The organism is Amycolatopsis sp. (assembly GCF_025464955.1).
Lineage (GTDB): Bacteria > Actinomycetota > Actinomycetes > Mycobacteriales > Pseudonocardiaceae > Amycolatopsis.
The window spans coordinates 40,713-61,139 of the sequence record NZ_JAODNM010000096.1 but is presented as its reverse complement, the minus strand read 5'-3'; the positions used below and the strand labels follow the sequence as shown (position 1 = coordinate 61,139).

The 20,427-nt window shown below is 69.7% G+C and carries 18 protein-coding genes; 13 read left to right on the top strand and 5 right to left on the bottom strand.

Going from position 1 to position 20,427, the window contains the following annotated elements; all coding sequences use genetic code 11:
- The first annotated feature begins 11 nt into the window (after positions 1-11).
- From JWQ81_RS22785 to JWQ81_RS22775, 3 genes are read left to right on the top strand one after another with little or no spacing between them, the layout of a single operon-like run.
- Complete coding sequence (locus JWQ81_RS22785; protein WP_297544518.1) at positions 12-740, top strand: SDR family NAD(P)-dependent oxidoreductase; 729 nt, start codon at positions 12-14, stop codon at positions 738-740.
- Positions 741-750: 10 nt separating this feature from the next.
- Positions 751-1,899 carry a galactonate dehydratase gene (gene dgoD / locus JWQ81_RS22780; RefSeq protein WP_297544517.1) on the top strand — a complete coding sequence of 383 codons (1,149 nt, stop codon included), beginning with the start codon at positions 751-753 and terminating at the stop codon, positions 1,897-1,899.
- A 7-nt stretch (positions 1,900-1,906) separates the two neighbouring features.
- Entirely contained in the window at positions 1,907-2,845 is a 939-nt protein-coding gene (locus JWQ81_RS22775; RefSeq protein WP_297544516.1) for a DUF4380 domain-containing protein, read from the top strand.
- 103 nt (positions 2,846-2,948) lie between these two features.
- On the opposite strand, the gene JWQ81_RS22770 is transcribed toward JWQ81_RS22775, so the two are convergent.
- Together JWQ81_RS22770 and eccCa are read right to left on the bottom strand one after the other, a co-directional pair.
- The gene (locus JWQ81_RS22770; RefSeq protein ID WP_297544515.1) at positions 2,949-3,653 is read right to left on the bottom strand and encodes a trypsin-like serine protease; all 705 of its coding nucleotides are present in this window, start codon (positions 3,651-3,653) and stop codon (positions 2,949-2,951) included.
- A 311-nt stretch (positions 3,654-3,964) separates the two neighbouring features.
- Positions 3,965-7,900, bottom strand: coding sequence for a type VII secretion protein EccCa (eccCa, locus tag JWQ81_RS22765; RefSeq protein WP_297544578.1), 3,936 nt, complete (start codon positions 7,898-7,900; stop codon positions 3,965-3,967).
- Positions 7,901-8,049: 149 nt separating this feature from the next.
- Here eccCa and JWQ81_RS22760 point away from each other — a divergent pair, with 149 nt between their 5' ends.
- The 7 genes from JWQ81_RS22760 (at position 8,050) to JWQ81_RS22730 (ending at position 14,152) form a co-directional block, all read left to right on the top strand.
- Positions 8,050-8,820, top strand: coding sequence for a WXG100 family type VII secretion target (locus JWQ81_RS22760; RefSeq protein WP_297544514.1), 771 nt, complete (start codon positions 8,050-8,052; stop codon positions 8,818-8,820).
- Between the two features lie 67 nt (positions 8,821-8,887).
- Positions 8,888-9,934 carry a hypothetical protein gene (locus tag JWQ81_RS22755; protein ID WP_297544577.1) on the top strand — a complete coding sequence of 349 codons (1,047 nt, stop codon included), beginning with the start codon at positions 8,888-8,890 and terminating at the stop codon, positions 9,932-9,934.
- Positions 9,931-11,304, top strand: a complete 1,374-nt coding sequence (locus JWQ81_RS22750) for a WXG100 family type VII secretion target (RefSeq protein ID WP_297544513.1) — start codon at positions 9,931-9,933, stop codon at positions 11,302-11,304. Before JWQ81_RS22755 ends, JWQ81_RS22750 begins: the two co-directional genes overlap by 4 nt.
- Positions 11,304-11,843 (top strand): hypothetical protein, encoded by a 540-nt coding sequence (locus JWQ81_RS22745; protein ID WP_297544512.1) that lies wholly within the window; start codon positions 11,304-11,306, stop codon positions 11,841-11,843. Before JWQ81_RS22750 ends, JWQ81_RS22745 begins: the two co-directional genes overlap by 1 nt.
- Positions 11,840-12,166, top strand: a complete 327-nt coding sequence (locus JWQ81_RS22740) for a YbaB/EbfC family nucleoid-associated protein (RefSeq protein ID WP_297544511.1) — start codon at positions 11,840-11,842, stop codon at positions 12,164-12,166. The genes JWQ81_RS22745 and JWQ81_RS22740 overlap by 4 nt, the downstream gene beginning before the upstream one ends.
- Positions 12,163-13,545 (top strand): type VII secretion integral membrane protein EccD, encoded by a 1,383-nt coding sequence (eccD, locus tag JWQ81_RS22735; protein WP_297544510.1) that lies wholly within the window; start codon positions 12,163-12,165, stop codon positions 13,543-13,545. Before JWQ81_RS22740 ends, eccD begins: the two co-directional genes overlap by 4 nt.
- Positions 13,546-13,579: 34 nt before the next feature.
- The gene (locus JWQ81_RS22730) at positions 13,580-14,152 is read left to right on the top strand and encodes a TetR/AcrR family transcriptional regulator (RefSeq protein ID WP_297544509.1); all 573 of its coding nucleotides are present in this window, start codon (positions 13,580-13,582) and stop codon (positions 14,150-14,152) included.
- A 262-nt stretch (positions 14,153-14,414) separates the two neighbouring features.
- On the opposite strand, the gene JWQ81_RS22725 is transcribed toward JWQ81_RS22730, so the two are convergent.
- The gene (locus JWQ81_RS22725; RefSeq protein WP_297544508.1) at positions 14,415-15,362 is read right to left on the bottom strand and encodes a helix-turn-helix domain-containing protein; all 948 of its coding nucleotides are present in this window, start codon (positions 15,360-15,362) and stop codon (positions 14,415-14,417) included.
- Between the two features lie 70 nt (positions 15,363-15,432).
- Between JWQ81_RS22725 and JWQ81_RS22720 the strand changes: the two genes are divergently transcribed.
- Entirely contained in the window at positions 15,433-16,173 is a 741-nt protein-coding gene (locus JWQ81_RS22720; RefSeq protein ID WP_297544507.1) for a DJ-1/PfpI family protein, read from the top strand.
- On the opposite strand, the gene JWQ81_RS22715 is transcribed toward JWQ81_RS22720, so the two are convergent.
- On the bottom strand, positions 16,132-17,130 hold the full coding sequence (locus JWQ81_RS22715) for a type VII secretion protein EccE (protein WP_297544576.1): 999 nt from the start codon (positions 17,128-17,130) through the stop codon (positions 16,132-16,134). The two genes, JWQ81_RS22720 and JWQ81_RS22715, sit on opposite strands and share 42 nt — an antisense overlap.
- Before the next feature lie 158 nt (positions 17,131-17,288).
- Here JWQ81_RS22715 and eccB point away from each other — a divergent pair, with 158 nt between their 5' ends.
- Entirely contained in the window at positions 17,289-18,800 is a 1,512-nt protein-coding gene (gene eccB / locus JWQ81_RS22710; protein ID WP_297544506.1) for a type VII secretion protein EccB, read from the top strand.
- Between the two features lie 40 nt (positions 18,801-18,840).
- Positions 18,841-19,503 carry a response regulator transcription factor gene (locus JWQ81_RS22705; RefSeq protein WP_297544505.1) on the top strand — a complete coding sequence of 221 codons (663 nt, stop codon included), beginning with the start codon at positions 18,841-18,843 and terminating at the stop codon, positions 19,501-19,503.
- A gap of 82 nt (positions 19,504-19,585) precedes the next feature.
- On the opposite strand, the gene JWQ81_RS22700 is transcribed toward JWQ81_RS22705, so the two are convergent.
- Positions 19,586-20,374: a carbon-nitrogen hydrolase family protein gene (locus JWQ81_RS22700; protein ID WP_297544504.1), complete on the bottom strand. Its 789-nt coding sequence runs from the start codon at positions 20,372-20,374 to the stop codon at positions 19,586-19,588.
- Positions 20,375-20,427: the final 53 nt, after the last annotated feature.

Genomic DNA, 20,427 nt, shown 5'->3' with positions numbered 1-20,427 from the left:
AGGTGGGACAGATGCCGCGGTGCGTTGTGGTGTCCGGTGCCGCTGCGGGCATCGGTGCCGCGGCGGCCCGGCGGCTCGCCGATGACGGGTTCACCGTCGTCGCGCTGGACCTCTCGGAGTCGGTCGAGGCCGTCGCCGAGGGGATCCGCGACGGCGGTGGCCAGGCGTCCGCGGTGATCGGCGATGTGACCAGCGAGTCGACCTGGGACGCGGTGCTCGAGGCGTCCGGCAGCGGGGTCGACGCGCTGGTCAGCAACGCCTACGCCAAGACGGTGAAGCCGTTGCACGAACAGGACCGAGGTGAGTGGACCCGCCAGCTGGAGGTGAACCTCACCGGGACGTACCTCGGCGTGCGGGCGTGTCTGCCCTCGTTGACCGAGCGCAAGGGCGCGGTGGTGCTGGTGTCTTCGGTGCACGCGCTGTTCGGCCTGCCCGGACATCCGGCGTATGCGGCCAGCAAGGGCGGACTCATTTCGCTCGGACGTCAGCTGGCCGTCGAGTACGCGCCGGCTGTCCGGGTCAACACCGTGCTGCCCGGTCCGATCCTCACTCAGGCCTGGGATGGCATCAGTGAGGCCGATCGTCAGCGCAGCAGCGACTCGACGCCGGCCGGGCGGCTCGGTGATCCGGACGAGGTGGCGTCGGTGATCGCGTTCCTGCTCTCGCCCGGCGCTTCGTTCGTCACCGGCACCGAGTTGCTCGTCGACGGCGGTTGGTCCGCCGCGAAGGATTCCGCATGAGGAGGCCCGCGTGAAGATCACCGGAGTCGAAACGTTCCTGGTCGCGCCACGCTGGCTGTTTCTGAAGGTCAGCACGGACGAGGGCATCAGCGGCTGGGGCGAACCGGTTGTCGAAGGGCGGGCCGAGACGGTCCGCGCGGCCGTGCACGAACTCGCCGACCTCGTCATCGGCGGGGACCCGCTGCGCATCGAGGACCACTGGCAGATGCTGCGGCGCGCCGGTTTCTACCGCGGCGGACCGGTGCTTTCCAGCGCGCTGGCCGGGTATGACCACGCGCTCTGGGACATCGCGGGCAAGGTGCGGGGCGCGCCGGTGCACGAACTGCTCGGCGGGCCCGTCCGCGATCGCGTCCGGGTGTATTCGTGGGTGGGCGGCGATCGGCCGGGCAACATCCGCGAAGCCGTCCAGGCGCAGGTCGACGCCGGGTTCACCGCGGTGAAGATGAACGTATCCGGGCCGATGAACGCGATCGCCACGCCCGGCGAGGCCAATGCCGCGCTGGCCAGGGCGCGCGAGGCGCGGGTCGCACTCGGGCCGGACCGCGATCTCGCAATCGACTTCCACGGCCGCGTGTCGCCGGCGATGGCCCGCCGGCTGGTACGGATGCTGGAGGAAGTCCAGCCGATGTTCGTCGAGGAGCCGATCCTGCCCGAGACGCAGGGCGGTGCGCTGGCGTCGGTGGTGTCGGCCAGTACCGTGCCGATCGCGGTGGGGGAACGGCTGTATTCGCGCTGGGACTTCAAACCGGCGCTCGACGCGGGTGTCGCCGTGGTCCAGCCGGATCCCTCGCACGCCGGCGGGATTTCGGAACTGCGGCGTATCGCGTCGATGGCCGAGGTCTACGGCGCGAGCATGGCGCCGCACTGTCCGCTCGGGCCGATCGCGCTGGCTGCGAGTATGCAGGTGGCGTTCGCGACGCCGAACTTCCTGATCCAGGAACAAAGCCTGAAGATGCACTACAACGGCGGCGCCGAGCTGCTGAGCTACCTCGTCGATCCGACGCCGTTCGAGTTCGTGGACGGTTACGCGCGGCGTCCGGTGGGTCCTGGGCTCGGCATCGAGATCGACGAGGCCGCCGTGCGGCGGGCCGCGGAGCTCGGGCACGCCTGGCGGAACCCCGTGTGGCGCCACGACGACGGCGGCTTGGCGGAATGGTGACTGTCGAATGGTGACTGTCGAGCGCGAGGACGTCGGGCCGTGGGAAGTCGTGTGGCTGGACAACGGCGTGCTGCGGCTTGGCCTGGTCCCGGCGCTCGGCGGCCGGTTGCTGTCACTGCGGTTCGGTGGCTTGGAGCTGTTGTGGCGTAACGCTTCGCTGGTGGACGAGCGGCTTCGGCCGGTCGATGGCCACATGCCCGCGTCGGCGGCAGGCAGCATGGGGGACTGGGTCAACTACGGCGGCGACAAGACATGGCCCGCGCCCCAGGGCTGGGACCACAGTGGACAGTGGGCCGGCCCGCCGGACCCCGTGCTGGACTCCGGGGTATATGCGGTCGACGTCTCCGGTGGGTCGGTCACCATGACCAGCGGTGCCGATCCGCGGACCGGGCTCCGGCTGACCCGGCGGGTCGATCTGCAGCCGGACAGCGGTTCGTACCGGCTCGACCTGACCGCGACGAACACTCTCGACAGGCCCGTGCGCTGGGCGTTGTGGAATGTCACGCAGTTCCCGGGCGACGGCGAGGTCTCGGTGTCGCTCGCCGGGCGGAAAGCGCCTGAAGTCGTCGAACTGGTCGCGGGCACGGGGAATCCGACGTTCGCCTATTTCGGCGATCATGTGGTGATTCCCGCCCAGGACGTTGTCGGCAAGCTGGGTTTTCCCGATGCGTCGGGTTCGCTGACGTACAGCGGCAACGGTGTCACCGTCACCCAACGATTCACCGTCGACGAAACCGCCGAATACCCCGATTCCGATTCCCGGGCCGAGGTCTGGCTGGAACATCCGTTGTCGGAACCGTTGGCGCACCTCGGAAACTTGGACCCGCCCGGCCGGATCGTCGAATGCGAGATCCTCGGCCCGCTCACGACGTTGTCCCCTGGCGCTTCCACCCATCTCGCGATCGAGCACGACGTGGGCGGTTTTGTCCAAGAGCGACCGCTATAGACCGCAACTCGCCGTCGAGTTGCGGTACTTAGCGTCTGCAACGATCGCAACTCGCCGTCGAGTTGCGATGGCCATCCCCGCTGACCATCGCAACTCGACGGTTTTAGACGCCGGCGGTGGCGGTGATCCAGGACCGGTTGGTCGACACGCTGGCGTAGTTCTGCGTGCCCTGGGTGTCCGTGCCCGAGTTGTTGCCGGTCGAGCAGACGCCGACCTGCGCGCCGTTGGCCACCTCGGGGCCGCCTGAGTCGCCGTGCCACGACGAACCGTTGATGCCCCTGCTGGCGATGGCCTCGCCGTTGAACGCGTCCGTGCTGGTGCCGGTCACCTTCACGTTCGCCGTCTTGAGGGTGCTCGAGGGCGGGGACTGGCCCTGTGTGCGGCCCCAGCCGTAGATCTGGTTGGTGTCACCGGTGGCCGGCGCGGCCGACGCGAGCTTCATGTACGTGGTGTCGATCGACGTGCTCAGGTGCAGCAGTGCCATGTCGCCGTCGGGGGAAGCGACCTGCTTGTCGACGGCCGCTTCGGTGCCCTCGCCGAGGGTCACACTGCCGACCTTGACGTGCATGCCGGGGGCGTTCAGGCAATGCTGGGCGGTGAGTACCCAGTCGGCCGCGATAATCGTGCCGGAGCATTCGAAGCCGCCGAAGTCGGTCTGGTCGTCCCAGAAGATCTGCGCGCCCCAAGGAGCCGAACTCACCGTGCCGCCACCGATGATGTTCGGACTCGCGTTCGCCAGACCCGCGGTCGTCATCGTCACCGCCGCCGCAGCACCCACCGCAACGAATACAGCCCTCGACAGTCGCATTTGGTCACCCTTCGCCAGAAGTAAGAGAATTTCCAGCTTCACTTGAAGCAATGACGTGAATGTATTTCCTGACGAGTCCGGACGATACCGACATAAGTCGGTAGTCGTCCCGAGGAAAGTCGTAGGCCGTTCGGGTGATCAACACGGACCCCTCGGGAGCCCCCAGTGGCGTTCAACGCACTCAAGGTGGCCTTGAAACGTCCCCCGATACAAATGATTTGTACTAAACGCCCCCGAGTCGTTCGCGCGCGGGCCGAAACGCCACAAGGGTGGCCCCGAGCGAGCCACTCACCCGACCGCACGTCCGGGCGCTATCCCTCCGCGGGCTTCGTCCAGGCGACCTGGATCAGGCCGGTGCCGTGGCGGCGGCTGACCAGCGTGCCGCGGCCGGCGGGCTGAGCGCTGGGTTTGACGTCGCCCAGCAACACGCCCTCGTCTTTCGACCCGGACATCATCAGCCCCGGCGACCCGAGCTCGCGGATGCGCTGCAGCACGGGCTCGAACAGCGCGCGCCCGGCACCGCCGCTGCCGCGCGCGATGACGACGTGCAGGCCGATGTCCCTGGCCTGCGGGAGAAACTCGAGCAGCGGCAGCAGCGGGTTCTTGCCGACCGAGGCGACGAGCTCGTAGTCGTCGACCACCACGAACAGTTCCGGGCCGCGCCACCACGACCGGTTCCGCAACTGGTCCGGCGTGACGTCGGCGCCGGGCAACCGGTTCCGCAACGCCGTTTCGCAGTCCGCAACGAGGCTGGTCAGCACGGTTTCCGAACCCGCGTACCCGAGCAGGTGCGCATCCGACACCGTGCCGAGCAGTCCACGCCGGTAGTCCGCGACGAGGATCAGCGCCTCCTTCGGCGAGTACGCAGCCGTGATCCCTTGCGTGATCACCCGCAGCAACGAGCTCTTGCCTGCTTCGACGTCGCCGAAGGCGAGGAAGTGCGGGTCCTCGGCGAAATCGAGGTGGACCGGGCCGAGGTTCGACTCGGCGACCCCGAGCGTGATGCGCTTCCCCGCCGCGTTCGGCAGCGAGTCGAGCGGGATCTCGGCCGGCAGCAGTCGGACCACGGGGGCTGATTCCCGTTGCCAGTGCTCGGAAACCCGCTGCATCAGGTCCAGCCCGCCGGCCGCGACGGTCTCCGGCCGCTGGTCGCCATCGATCCGCGGCAGCGCCCCGAGGAAGTGCAGCTTGTCGGGCGTCAGCCCGCGCCCCGGCGCCTCGGCCGGCACGTTCTGCGCGGTCTTCCGGTCGATCAGCGAGTCGGCCGGGTCGCCGAGCCGGAGTTCGAGCCGCGTGCCGAGCGCGTCCCGCAGCTGGGACCGCACGCCCATCCACTGGTTCGCCGAAATGACCACGTGGATGCCGAACCCGAGCCCGCGCGAGGCGAGCCCGGTGATCTGCTCCTCGAGCTGTTCGTACTCCTGCCGGATGGTCGTCCAGTTGTCGACGAACAGGAACGCGTCACCGAACTCTCGTCTTTCGGTGCTCTCGGTGAACTCCGCGCGTCGCTGGCGGAACGTCGCCATCGACTCGATTCCGTTGGCAGCGAAGAACTCCTCGCGCTGTTCGAGCAACGTCGTGAGCTCGGCGACGACCCGTCGGCATCGCTGCGCGTCGCGGCGCGTGGCGTAGCCGGAGGTGTGCGGGAGCCCGGAGATCGGCGCCAGCGCGCCACCGCCCATGTCGAGGACGAACAACTGGACCTCCCGCGGCGTGTGGGTCAGCGCCAGCATCCCGGCGATCGAGCGCAGCAGCATGCTCTTGCCGCTCTGCGGCGCGCCGACGACCAGTGCGTGCCCGCCCGCGCCGGAGAAGTCGGCCCACAGCATGTCCCGCCGCTGCTCGAACGGCTTATCCACCAACGCGACCGGCACCGTCAGCTTGCCGTTGCCGCCCCAGCCGAGCGGGCACAGGCCGCGTTCCGGATCGACGCCCAGCGGTGGCAGCAACTGGTCGAGCGTCGGTGGTTCCTTCAACGGCGGCAGCCAGATCTGGTGCGCCTCGGGGCCTTTGCCGATCAGCCGCGACACCATCGCCGAGATGATCGTCTCGCCGGTACTCTCCACTTCCTCGGCAACCGGGTCCTCGGTCTGCATCGGCGCTTCCACCGGAAGCAACGTGAACGGCAGCACGCCCGCGGCCGGCGCTCCTGGACGCGCGACGGCACTGCGCGGCGGCAGTTCCCCGGACACGTAAGCCGCTTTGAGCCGGATGAGCGTGTCCGTATCGGACTTCAGGTAGGCCGACCCCGGCACCGGCGGCAGCTGGTAGGCGTCGGCGACCCCGAGCACCGCCCGGCTTTCCGATGCCGAGAACGTCCGCAGCCCGATCCGATACGACAGGTGCGAGTCCAACCCGCGCAGCCGTCCTTCCTCCAGCCGCTGCGACGCCAGCAGCAGGTGGATGCCGAGGCTTCGCCCGAGCCTGCCGATCGTGACGAACAGGTCGATGAACTCCGGCCGTGACGACAGCAGCTCGCTGAACTCGTCGATGATCACCAGCAGTGACGGCAGCGGACGCAGGTCCGCGCCGCCGTCACGCGCGCGTTCGTAGTCGCGGACCGACGCGTAGTTCCCGGAGGAGTGCAGGAGTTCCTGCCGCCGCAGGACTTCGCCGTTGATCGCGTCGGCCATGCGGTCGACCAGCGCGAGGTCGTCGGACAGGTTCGTGATCACCGCGCACGTATGCGGCAGTTCCGTCATCCCCGCGAACGTCGCGCCGCCTTTGAAGTCGATCAACGCGAGGTTCAGCTTCTCCGACGAATGCGTGACCGCCAACCCCGTCACGAGCGTGCGCAGCAGTTCGCTCTTGCCCGACCCGGTCGCGCCGATGACCAGCCCGTGCGGGCCCATCCCGCCCTCGGCCGACTCCTTGAGGTCGATCTCGACCGGCCTGCCCTCGGGGTTGATACCGAGCGGGATCCGCAGCCGGTCGCGGGGAGCGCGCGGCGCCCACGTCACGGCCGTGTCGGTGTCGCGGGGGTCGCCGATGCCGAGCAGCCCGGCGAGCCCGAAGGTCGCGGACATCGGGGATTCGCCGACCACGGTCGCGCCCTGGTACAGCGGGGTCAGCATGCGGGCGAGCGCTTCGGACGCGCCGCGGTCGAACGTGTCGGGGACGCCGAGGAAGCCCAGCCGCTGCTCGGCGCCCTCACCGATCACCATCCCGAGCTGTCCGGGAGCGGCATGCAGGCACAGTGTTTGTCCGGTGGACGACGACCGCGGCTGCTCGTTGCCGATTTCGACGATCGTGACGGCCTGGTGCCCACCGCCCAGCCGCGGTTCGCCGAAGGCGCGTCCGCCGTCCGCGATGACGACGATGTGCGGAAGGTCGGGGTTCGGCTTCCGGCTGAACGGCGGACGTTCGCCGAGATCGGGTCCGAGGAGTTCGGCGAGCGCGGTCAGGTCGTCCGCGACGAGCCGCCGCTGCCCGGTCGCGTCCGAAGCGGTGGACGCGGCGGTGTGCGGCAGCCACTTCGCCCATTCCCAGTCATGCGTGCGGTCCGGGGAGACGCAGAGCGCGATCCGCAGATCGGCGGGGGAATGGAACGTGACGAGCTGGGCGAGCATCGCCCGGACCGTGCTCAGTGTGTCCGGACGGCGCCCGCTGAAGGTGACCGTCGCGAAGGACCGCAACGAGATCGCCACCGGCAGTCCGTCCACAGTGGAATAGGTGCGGATGAAATGCCGCAGGCTCGTCGACGACACCGGGTCGAGGTCCTCCAGCGGGACCGTCTGCGGCGCCTTCAACGGCGTGACGAGCCGCTGCGGCCCGGTGCCGACGCGGATCTGCACGAACTGCGTGTCATGGCGGCGGCGGTCCCACAGCCGTCGTGCTTCGATGTAGGCCCACAGGTCCGCGGGGTCGGGCTGCGCCGACGTCATCGCCGCGCGCTGCTCGTCGGCGATGTCGCGGACCTGCCCGCGCAGGCCGGACAGGTAGCGCTGGTAGTCCCGGCGCTCCTCGTTGACCGCGGCCTTCTTCGCCATGCCGCCCTTCCCGAGCGACATCACCACCATGCCGCCCATCGAACCGAGGAACAGCGCGCCGAAGATATAGGTCATCACCCCGCCGTCACGTCCGATGTAGACGAACGACATCGCGCCCATGCCCAGCATCATCGGCAGCATCATCATGAGGTGCATGAGCCCACCGGACGAGCTCTTCGGCAGCATCGGCGGGGACTGCAGGACGATTTCGCTCGGCGGTTCGCCGAGTGACGGCAGGCGGTCGCGGGTCAGGCTCATCAGCGGCTTTCCGAGGTCTCGGTGGGTACTCTTGACGATCATTTTGGCCACTGAAGGCGTGCTCGCGGTGGGTACTTTTGCCGTCTGCCCGGTGATCGGCGCGAACTTAGGGTGGTCCATCGACACGGAGCCGGACCGGAAGGAGCGTCATGGGCGGCGCGGGTGAGTACCGGGCGCAGCCCGAGGCCATGCGGTCCACTGTCGGCAACGTCGGCGGGATCATCATGCAGGGGATCAACGTCGTCGCCGATCTGGAGCGCGCGGTGGTGCCACCGACCTCGTTCGCCACCTTCGGCAGTGCGGTCGCCTCGGCCAACGTGGCTATGCAGAGCCAGCAGGTGACGGCGCTGCGGTCACTGCTGACGCTGTTGCAGCAGGTCAACGACAGTGTGAAGAAGAGCGCCGACGAGTACCAGGCGGCGGACCAAGCGGTGGCGAACGGCTATGGCGGACATCCGGCGCCGAACCCCTCACCGAGCCGGATCTGGGGGAACTCGGGCGCGGGCGCGCTCGCGACGTCGGCGATCAACGACAGCGCCGGTTCGTCGGCCGAACCCGGTTCGGTCGGCAACGTGCTGCGCTACCTCGGCGATGCCGGGCTGGGCCAGCTCGGCCGGCACCCGATCACGGACACCCGTTTTCGCGGGGTCGCCGACTTCAACGACTGGCTCGACGGCAACGCGGACAACCAGGCCAGGGTCGGGGTCATCGAGGTCTACGCGGGCACCGCGCGCGGCCTCGGCGACGTGCCGGGCGGTGTGCTCGGCGGTGACGTCGTGATCGTCGAACCGCAAGCCGGCGGTGTCCAGCCGGTCATCGGGATCGCGGGCGACGGCGGGCAGCTCTACAACCACGGCCTGGTGGACCCGGCCATCCAGGGCTTGGCGAAGGTCAGCGTCTACCGCCCGGCGACCTCGTAGTGCGGCCGGCCAGCGCTTGTGACGATGTGAAAGAGGTTCGAGCGTGATCTTCCCCAATTCCAGTGCCATGGACGCGACCGCTTCCTCCGGCGGCCCGATCACCGTGCTGCCGCAGATCTTCACCGGCTCGCCGGAGCAGATCGCCCAGCATGTCGCGGAACTGGTGAAGAAGGCGGCCGAGTGCCAGTCCATCTACACGGAGTTCACCAAGGCGGCCGGGCAGCTGGAGAAGACGTGGTCCGGTGCCGCGTCCGAGAGCGCGCTGAAGAAGATCAGCGACTCCCTTTCGTCGCTGACCAAGATCATCTCGGTGGTCGAAAAGGGCGCCGAGCTGCTGGGTATCTCCGGGACGCTGGTCAAGACCGCGCAGGAGGCCTACCGGGCGATCGTGTCGGCCGTGAACCCGACGGTCGCCGCGCTGATGTCGAACTGGTGGACCTACGGCGCGGCGGTGGCGCTGTCGACCGCGACGAGCGCGTCGCTGCGGGCGTTCATCGAGGCGATCGGCGCGCTGCTGAAGGCACTCGGCGTCGTCGACCTCGCGAACCAGATCAGCCAGCTCGCGACGATCATCACCGAGATCGAGAAGCTGTTCGGCGCGTCGTCGGCGACGACTCCTGGTACCGCTCCGACTGGCACGACCCCCACCGGCACGACCCCCACCGGCACGACTCCCGGAGCCGCGACGCCGACCAACACCACGGTCTCCGGAACCCCAGTCGCCGCACCGCAAACCCCACCGCCGGTGGCGAGCCCGGCGGGACAGCAGACAGTTAATGGGCCGACCCCGGGAGCACCGGGCACGCAGCCGGGCTTCACCGGGTACACCCCGCCCGCGCTCGCGGGTTACGGCAATGGCACGACCCCGTCGACGGACAGCTGGATCCCAGTGACTCCCGTGCCGCCGGTCGCGTCGGTCCCCACGCCGGTAACCCCAGTTCCCGCCGCGTCGAACGGGCATATCGTTGTCGACTTCGATCCGTCGACCGGCGAGACCAAGGTCGACGCGCCCGCCGGCACCCCGGTGAACCTCGACATCAGCGGCACCTACGGCGGAAAGCCGATCGACGAGCACCTCCACCTGAACGGCGCGCAGACTGGCGCCGCGACATGACCGACAGCGGAATCGTCGACTGCTCGGGCGCGGTGTCGTCGATCCTCGTGGGCTACCGGCGGGTTCTCGTCGAGTATCAGCAGCGGGTCACCGGCGACCCCGACGCGCTGACCGTCGCGGCGCAGCACCGGACGAGCCAGGCGTCGGACGTCTCGGGCCAGTCCAAGGACCTGGTCGCGGCGGCCACCAAGCTCCACACGGACTGGGACGGTGACGCGTACACCGCCTACGCCACCGCGAGCGGGAAGATCGGCACCGAACTGGGGACCGTCGGCACGCAGCTGGACGCCCAGGCGATGCTGCTCACCGGTGCGGCGACGGCGTTGCGGACGGCCAAGGCGACCGTCGACGGCGTGCTGGCGTGGTTCGACCAGAACGCGAACCGGTTGACCGCCCAGGCGCGGATGTCGGCGTCCGGTTCGGTCACGGCGTTCTACGGCGCGGCAAGGGATCTCGGCGAACAGGCCGTCGCACAGGCAAAAGCCGCCGCCGACCAGCTCAACTCCGTGCTCGGGCAGCTCGCGCCGAAGGAGCCGGAAACCGAGATCGGCAGGCTCGAGCATGAGCTCGGAAAGTACGGCTCGGGTGCGCTGCACTGGCTCAACGGCGAGCCGCTCGACGGGCGTAGCCGGCCGCGCGGAGTTCCGTCGTGGTTCGGGAACTCGGGCTGGAAGAAGATCACCGAGGACGGCCTCGAAGGCACGCGCGCGCCGAAGAAGGCCGACACGCCGTTCGGGCGGCCGGAGTCCGAGACGACGGCCGGGAAGCTCGCGAACAACACGGATATCACCTACTACAAGGACAAACACGATCAGGACGGCCTCGACCCCGAGCGCGACTTCAAGGTCTCTTCGGTAGGTGAGCAAGGAAAGATCGCCGGACACGCGCAGCTCGCGGCGTTCGACGAGACGGCGCAGACGAAGGTCGAATACGGCGTCGCCGAAGCCCACGCGAAGGTGTTGGGCTTCGTCGGTGGCGAGGTCAGCGGGTCACTCACCGGCGGAGTGAACGGCGTCGGCGCGCACGTGGACGCGTTCGTCGGCGGGAAGGTCGAGGGCGAGGTGGCAGGCGATGTCGCCGGTGTGGGGGTCGGCGCCAACGGGACCCTGCAGTACGGCGTCGGTGCCCAGCTCGACGGGCAGGCCGTCTACGACGCCGGGCACATCAAGGTCAACTTCAAGGCCGGCGCCGCACTCGGGCTCGGCTTCGGTGTCGGCGCGAAGGTCGATCTGGACCTGCCGAAGATGTACCACAGCGCCGAGCAGTACGGCGGCGCCGTGGTCGACGGCGTCAGCGGCGCGGCGCACGACGCCGCCAACGCACTCGGCCAGGCATGGTCGAACGCCGGTTCGTACGCCGGGGCGTGGTGATGACCCGAACTGACCGCATTTCGCTGCCGCTCGGGTTCGACGTGCCCGAAGGCTGGCTGGCCGTCGAACCGGAGGCGGTGGGTGCCGGGGGAGCGGCGTTCGTCGCCATTCGGCCCGACAGCGTCCAATCCTTAGGCGGCAACTTCACGCCGACGATCACAGTCAGCGTCGCGAACCGGCCGGATTCCGCGTCCTTGCTGGGCATCGCGGACGAAGCTGTGACGCGGCTCGGCAGGACGATGGCCGAACTCGACGTCCTCAGCCGTCAGGAAGGCGCCGGCGAGGTGACCCAGGTCCTGCGGATCGTCACGCCCGCCGGCCTCGAACTCGCCCAATCGCAGGTGCACCTGGTCATCCCCGGTGCCAACGGGCTCGCCGACCGTGTGGTCGTCGAGCTGGCGTGCACGTCGACGCCGCAGCAGGCCGCGTCCGCGGTGGGCGAGTTCCAGCGGTTCGTGGCGAGCTTCCATGTTCGATCCCCTGCCGCTGTGCAGCCCAGCGGGAACAACTCAGCGGAGAATAAGGAGTATCCCCAGTGACCGATCCCTACGCGGTGCCGGACATGGACAGCCTGCTCGAGCAGGTCCGCCGGCAGACCGACGAGGTGCACCGCATCCAGCGGTCCGTCGAGGCGATGGAGGTGAAGGGCCACTCGCGCGGCAACGAGGTGACCGCGATCCTGCGCGGCGACGGCCGGTTCACCGGCATCGACATCGACCCGGAAGCGATCCGCCGCTACGCCGCGCGCGACCTCGGCGAGATCGTGCTGGAGGCCGTCAACGACGGGCTGCGGAAGGTCGCCGAGGCCAGTCGGGCGAAGTTCGCTCCGGTCATCGAGTCCGCGAGGTCGCTCGAATCATGACGTCGGCGGCCGTCCACGCGGGATCGACGCGGCGGGTCACCGTGGTCACACCGCGCGCGCGGGTCGACGTCGCGCTGCCGCCGCAAAGCACTTTCGCCGAGCTCGTCCCGCAGCTCGTCCGGCTCGCCGCGGCGACCGGCCAAGCCTCCGCTGACCATCCGGGCTGGGTGCTTTCGCGGCTCGGCGGCGCGCCGCTGGCGCTCGGACTGACCGTTGCCGCCGCACAGGTGCGTGACGGCGAAGTGCTGCACCTGTCCCCGCGTGAACGGCCGCGCGGCCCGATGCTGTTCGACGATGTCGTCGACTCGATCGCGAGTGTCGCCGAGTCCGGAACCGGCGCGTGGGGGCCGAAGATCGCCCGGCGGGCGGGGATCGCCGCCGCGGTCGTCCTGCTGCTCGGCGCGGCCGTGCTGCTGCAAGCCGCGTCGGCTGGAAGTGCGCTCGCGCCGGTCGGAACAGGTCTGCTCGCAATGCTCCTGCTGCTGGGAGGCGGCGCGTTGAGCCGCGCGTACGGCGATTCCGGGGCTGGTGCGGCCGGCGCGCTGGCAGGCACCGGGGCGGCGTTGCTGGCCGGGATGTCGGCGTTCGCGCCGCACAGCCTGTTCTCGCTTTCCGCGGGTCCGCTCGGTGCCGGGCTGGCCGCGGTGACCGTGTACGCCGTACTCGCCGCCGTGACCGTCGCCGATCGATTGCCGTGGTTCGTGGCCGTCGCGGCGTCGGCGGGGCTCGGCGCGCTCGCCATCGCCGTGGTGCTGCTGGCCGACGTCCGCGCAGCGGCCGCTGCGGCGGTACTGGCCGTGCTCGCGACAGCGTTGGCCGCCGTCGCGCCGATGCTGGCACTGCGGCTCGGGCGGCTCCCGCTGCCGCGGGTTCCCGACGACATGGATTCCTTCCGCGCCAACGAACAGCCGTCACTCGGCGAAGACGTCGTCGGGCAGACTTCGCATGCGCAGGGGCTGCTGAACGCGTTGCTGATCGCGCTGGGGCTCCTGGTGAGCGCGGGTTCGGTCGTGCTCATTTCCGACGGCGGCGTCTGGGAAGCCGGGCTGCCTGCGTTGCTGGGCGTCGCGTGGATGCTGCGTTCCCGTTCGTACGCGGGCACTTTCCAGCGGATCATCCTGGTCGTCACCGGCGCCGCGGCGCTCGTCTGCGCGGGCGTCTGGCTGACCGCGCACGGCGAGCGCAACTTCCTGTTCGCCGCCGGTGTCGCCGTGCTCGTCGCCGCTGCCGTCTGCCTGGCCTACGCCACCCGCGTCGCGCGCGGTCTGCGCTCGCCGTATTGGGGCCGCCTGCTCGACATCGCGGAGTTCCTCAGCCTGCTTTCGCTTGTCCCCATGGTCGGCATGATCGCCGGCGTCTACCAAGCCGTCCGTGGCTGAGGCGTAACGATCGTTCGTTCCCTATAGTGGTGGCATGGTCGAGACGCTCTCTCCCCGCGACCGTCTACTTGAGACGGCAAGCCGGCTCTTCTACGCCGAAGGCATCCACACCGTCGGCGTCGACAAGCTGGTCACGGTTGCGAACGTCACCCGTGCGACGTTCTACCGGCACTTCCCGACGAAAGAAGACCTCGTCGTCGCCTACCTCCGGGCCAGAGATGTCGAGATGCGGGAAACCGTCGCGGAGCGGGTCGCGGCCGCGTCGCGGCAGAAGACCATGTTGGCGGTACTGGACTTCGTCGGCGATTACACGTGCAGCCCTGGGTTCCGCGGGTGCCCGTTCATCAACGCCGCGGCCGAGTACCCGGACCCGACGCATCCGGTGCGACTGGCTGTTTCGGACCATCGCCGGTGGTTCCGCGAAACCCTCGCCGGACTCGCCGCCGACGCCGGTCACCCCGAGCCCGATTACGTCGCCGACGTCCTCTTCCTCCTCCACGACGGCGCGTTGCAAGGCGGCGAACTCGACGACCCGCAAGCCGTCCGTGCCACCCTCTTCCGCGCCGCCCGCGAACTCCTCGGCCTGACCGACCCGGCCACTTCTTAGCTGCCCGCTGCGTTCCCTCCCGCCGCGGACTCGCGGTGGCGACGTGTTGGGGTTGATGGGGCAGTGGGTGCTGCTGTGGCGTTGCGGTCGGCACGCGAGTGACTCGGGGGATGTTTAGTACAAATCATTTGTATCGGGGGGACGTTGAGTACACAACGGCACCCGACCGGCCAACCCCAGCAGTCACACCGACACCACCAGCCTCACGAACGTGGCCTCTGATCCAGTCGACGTGCCCGGGCCGGCCCGGTCCTTGCCGCAGCTACCCGAGCCGCCCGACACCACGAAAGGCTGTTCGGTAGGCCGTCGGGGTCGTCGTGGCGTCGCGTGCCAGGTGCAGGCGCAGGTTGGCCGCCGTTCCCAGCCCGCAGAGCCGCGCGACTTCGTCGATGCTCAGGTCGGTGCTTTCGAGCAGCCGACGGGCTTCGAGCAGCCGTTGCGCGGTCAGCCAGCGCAACGGCGTCATCCCGATCTCCGCGCGGAAGCGCCGCGCGAACGTCCGTGGGGAGTAGCCGGCGTGCTGCGCGAGCTGGTAGACGGTGAGCGGGCGGTCGAGGTGGTCGACCGCCCAGTCGCAGGTTTCGGCCAGGCCGCCTGTCCCGGTCTCGGGCAGCGTCCTGCGCAGGTGCTGGGCCTGGCCGCCGACCCGGTGCAGGGCGACCACCATGCGCTGGGCGACTTCCGCCGCCGCGGCCGCGCCCTGGTCGTTGCGGTAGAGATGCAGGCACAGGTCGATGCCGGCGGCCACGCCCGCGCTCGTCAGGAGCTGGCCTTCGTCGACGTAGAGCACGTCGGGCGAAACCCGGACCCGGGGGAAGCGCGACGCGAGCTCGGCGGCGTCCTGCCAGTGGGTGGTCGCGGTGCGGCCGTCCAGCAGTCCGGCTCCGGCGAGCGCGAACGCGCCGGTGCAGACCGAGGCGATGCGCGCGCCCCGTTCGGCGGCGGCACGCAGGGCGCGCGCGACCCGTGGCGAGGGGTCGTCGATCGGGTGGTAACCGGGGACGATCACGGTGTCTGCGCTGGTCAAGGCGTCGAGACCGGCCGTCGCCCGCACGGCGAACCCGGTCGTGGACTGGACCGATCCGGCCCGCTCGCCGCACACGGTGAACTCGTATCGCTCGCGCTCGGTGCGGTGCCCGAAGATCTGCGCGGGGATGGAGAGGTCGAACGCGACGACGTCGCCGAGCGCGAGAGCGACCACTTTGTGCATGTCAGTATCCTAATGGATAGAGGCAGTCCTGCCACTCGTCGAAGTGCTCCGGGACCCGCAGAATGAACGCATGATCCCCCAGGAGAAGCATCTTCAGATCGGTTCGCTGCTCTTCGAAGGAGTGGACCAGATCGACTTGACCGGCCCGTTCGAGGTGCTGTCCCGAATTCCGAACTCGACCTACCGAATTTTCGGAAAGGCGGCCGAAACGGTCCGGGACCTGAACGGGCTGCGGCTGACTCCGGACGCCGTATTGGCCGACGCGCCGCAATTGGACGTGCTGCACGTGCCGGGCGGATCCGGGCAGGAGGCACTGATGGACGACGAAGAGGTGCTGGGCTGGATCCGACGTCAGGCGGCGGGCGCTACCTGCGTGTTCTCCGTGTGCACCGGTGCGCTCGTCCTCGGTGCGGCGGGGCTGTTGAAAGGCCGCCGGGCGACGTCCCACTGGTCCGCGTTCGACTTGCTGCCGTACTTCGGCGCGATTCCGGTCAATGAGCGAGTAGTGGTCGACGGTGACATGGTGTTCGCCGCCGGGGTCACCGCCGGAATCGACGGAGCATTGCGTGTCGCGGCCGAACTCAGAGGTGTCGAAGTCGCGCAAACAATTCAGCTCTACCTGGTTTACGCACCCGAGCCGCCGTTCGACGCCGGCACGCCGGAATCCGCGCCACCAGCGATTCTCGCCCGGGCGAAGAAGGCCGTCGAAGGCCTCACCACCCGACGGGAAGCCACAGCCCGCCGCGTCGCCGAACGCCTCGGCCTGACACTAACTTTCCAGGGCCAGCGGCAGGGTCCGACGGACAGCTGATGCGTGTCGCCCGTGCAGCGGCACTACGCGGGCACCGAGGTCCGTGGGCGGACGTCCGCCGCCGACTCGAAGCGTCACGTCGGCGCGTTCCTTGCCTCCGGGGGCTCGACGCAGGGTGTAGGACGCCGCGGTGAACGTCGCGTCCTTGACGAACCCGCCGAGCACGCGGGCGGCGTCGCTGCCCGAAGACGTCGTGTAGCACGTCTGCGCGGTGGGGCCGGCGGACCACGAGCTCCAGGAGTCGGTGATTTCGGCGGCCTGCCGATCGGCCCCGAGAGCGACGCGCAGTTCGTCGGCGAGCTCGCCCGCTTCGAGCACTGTGCTCTCATAGCCGGCTTCGGCGAGCAAGCCCATGAGGGCGAGCGCGGCGCAAGCGGTGCTCCGCAGCGCGCCGAGCGATCCGCCGCCCCTCGCCAATGCCGCGATCGGCGCCTCGTCAGGCCGGTAGCGAACAGTCAGCCAGTGTGCGCGCAGCGGCTCCGAACCTTCTCCGCCGGACATCGTCCACGTCAGCAACTGGGCGCTGGCGAGCGGAATGTCGACGCGCTCATAAGTCGTGCGCAGGATCGACATCAGCAGCCGTGGGTCCTCCGCGGACGACTGTCCGGTCAGGCGCACGATCGCCGACCAGCCGCCGTCGACCTCGGCCACCCCGAACCGGTTGCCCGCCCGGTCGACATGCTGCCGGACGCGGACCGCGCCGGCGATCCGGTGCAGCGGGTCCGGGCTGTCGCGGCGGTTGTCGTGCCTGCGCAACCGGAAAGCAAGCCAGATCGACGTCCAGCCCAGCAGATGGTGTCCAGCGACGCGGGCCGACGTGACGGCGAAGAGCGCCCCCGAAACAGCCACGATGGTGATCACGACTGCCGGAGCGAGATGGTGCAGCGTCAGCGCGAGCACGACCGCCAGCGCGGCGATCTCCCACACCGCGGCCTGCAGCGGCCGAATCGGCAGGATCCACCGGGCCCTCGCGGGGCGGGGTGCTGGGTGACCGGGCGCCTGCCCGACCGGGTCCCGAACGTCTACGGACACGAAACGCCCCCTTTTACAACGCGACACTGACGCTAACTCTTCGCACACCGGCAGCAGGGCGGAAAAATTACCCACACGATCGTGTGGATCCCACGCTTACCATCAGCACCCCGGTCAACGAAAACAGCGGACGCGTGGGGGGTAAGCGGCGGGTGTGGACGCAGCGTGATCAGATCCAGGCGTATCAGTTTCTGCGCCGGAGACTGGTTTCCGCGTTGGTCGCCGCCGACGCGAACCATCCCGTGTCGCCCAGCAGACGACTCGTGCTCGGCACCGTGCTCGGGGTGGTGGTGACGCTCCTGGTGACCGCGGTGTTCGGGGTGATCGGCCTGCTTAACCCGTCCGGCGGCGCGGATTGGCTCTCCGGTGGGCACGTGATCGTCGAGGAGGGCACCGGCGCGCGGTTCATCCTCGGGCAGGACAACGCGCTGCACCCCGTCCTCAACTACGCCTCCGCCCGCCTGCTCGCCGGTGGCAACGGAAACGCGACCGTCACAGTGTCGTCGAAGAACCTGGCCACCGCCCCGCGCGGCTCGAGCATCGGTATCGCCGGCGCGCCGGACTCGCTGCCCGCCGCGGACGGCCTCGCGAAACCGGTGTGGGACAGCTGTTCCCGGACGACGCACGACGCGCCGGCAAAGGCAGAGCCGACGTCGACGGTTCTGCTCGGCACCACGGCGAACGGCCGCGAACTCGGCCTGAACGACGGCCTGCTCGTCCGCACACCTGACGGCGTGCGGTACCTGATCGCGTCGGGCCACCGCTTCCGGCTCAGCGCCGAAGCCGGCACCGCGCTGCGCTACGACGCCGGCTCGCCGATCACTGTCTCGGCTCGCTGGATCGACACCGTGCCGGCCGGCCGCGACCTCGGCCCGGTGCCGGTGGACGGCGCCGGTCAGCCGGGCCCGAGGATCGGTACGAAGCCGACCGTGGTCGGGCAGATACTGGTTGTCGCCGATTCGCTCGCGGCGTCTGCTCCATCCGGGTACTACCTGGTCGGACCCGACGGCGTCCGCGTCGTCACCGAGACCGAGGCGAGCTTGATCCTCCAGACGCCCGAAAACGCCCCGGCGTATGCCGGCGCCGCGCCCGGCCCGGTGCCCGTGACCGCCGCCGACCTGGCCAAGGTGGGAATCGCCGCCGGTCCGGCCCCCGGTCCCGGCGGCGTCGACCCGGCCGGCTACCCGCCGCGGATCCCCGGCGCGGTGCGGGTCAGCGGCGACTCCGTGACCGTGTGTACGGAGGGAAACGGCGCCACGACCGCCGGAATCTTCGTCTCCGGGGAGGTACCGTTACCCGCCGGTGCGCGGACCGTGCTGGTGGCGGGGAAAGCCGATCCCAGAGTTGCCGACGAGGTGTACGTGCCGCCGTCGTCCGGTGCGGTCGTCGCCGGTACCGGGGGGACGGTCTACCTGGTGACCGATACGGGGATGAAGTATCCGGTGGTGAACGCGCAGGCGCTGGCCGCGCTCGGCTACGGCGCCGTGTCGAAGCTGCCGGTTTCGAACAGCTTGCTCGCGCTGGTGCCGACCGGGCCGGCGCTGGATCCCGCTGCCGCGGGCCGGATCGCCGGTGTCGCCGGCACCACGGGTTGACGGGGGAGAAGACGATGAAGCGAAGGGGACGCTGGTGACGATGTCGCCGCAGACAGTCGAGCTGGAGACGGACCGGATCCATGTCGGGGTGATCGAAGACCATCCGCTGTACCGGGCCGCGGTGGCACGGGTACTGGAGGAGGCCGCGGACATCGAGCTGGGCGGCGTGGCCGATTCGGTCGCGCGGTTCGCGGTGTGCGGGCAGCATCCCGGCAGCGTCGTCGTGCTCGACCTCAAGCTGCGCGGGGTCGCCGACGCGGCGGCCGTGCTCGAGGTCAACGGCATGGGGCACAAGGTGCTCGTCGTGTCCGCCCACGCGGGGAAGAACGAGGTCCTCGGGGCGATGGGGGCCGGCGCGCACGGGTACCTGTCGAAGGACGTCGACGGGGACGAACTCCTCCGCGCGATCCGGACGATCGCGGCCGGCAACACCTACGTTTCGCCGACGCTCGCGTCGATGGTCTTGGACGCGAGCCACGACCGCAACGCCGGCCCGCCGATCGAGCTGTCCGAGCGTGAGAAGCAGGTCCTGGCGCTGGTGGCGTCCGGCGAACGCGACGTCGACATCGCCGAGAACCTGGGTATCAGCGTCCGGACCGTGCGCTCCTACCTCGACCGCATCCGGGACAAGACCGGCGAGCGCCGCCGCGCCGGCCTGACCAAGATCGCCATCAAAGCCGGCCTGGTGCAGCCAGCTTCCTGACCCTGCCGCAGGACTTGTGAGCGTTCCGGCCGGTTAGAACCGGCTGTCTGAACCGGCTGTGCCATTCACGAGTCCTGAGGGGTCAGCGGTTGGCGAGGGCGCCGGTGGCGATGCGGGCATGGTCGGAGACGGTCGGGTCGACGTCGACGACGACGGTCTCCGGCCCCGCGCCCAGCCGGGCGTGGACGCGGCCGAAGCCGTCGGACGCCAGCGAGTGGCCGATCCCGGTCGGCGCCTTCGGGTTGACGTCGATGGCGGACGCCGCCGGGTCCGCCTGGCCGCAGCCGAGTACCCAGCAGCCCGAGTCGAGCGCACGGGCCCGCACGAGGACCTCCCACTGCTCGAGCTTGCCCTCGCCCGCGCCCCACGACGTCGGCATCAGGACCGCGGCGGCCCCGGCGTCGGCGAGCTCGCGGAAGAGCTCGGGGAACCGGACGTCGTAGCAGGTCGCGACGCCGAACCTGGTGCCGTCGACCTCGAAGGTGACCGCCTCCGAGCCCGGCGCGACCGTGTCGGACTCGCGGAAGCCGAAAGCGTCGTAGAGGTGGATCTTGTCGTACCCTCGGTGCTCGCCGAGCCCGGTGATCAGCAGCGTGTTGCGGACGCGGCCGTCCCCGGACGGCGTGAACATCCCCGCCACGACCAGGACCTCGTGTTCCTTCGCGATCTCCCCGACGGACGACGCCCACGGCCCGTCGAGCGGCTGCGCGATCGGTCCCAGCGGGGAGCCGAAGCGCGCCATAGTCGCCTCCGGGAAGACCACGATCCGCGCGCCACCGGCCGCCGCGGCCGCGACGCCCTCCCGGATGAGCCCGAGGTTGACCTCGGGATCGTCGCTTGAGGTCAGCTGGCACAACCCGATACGCGGCACTCTGAAACTCCTTGTTCGATACGTCGATCTCTACGTCGTCCGTACCCACCGAG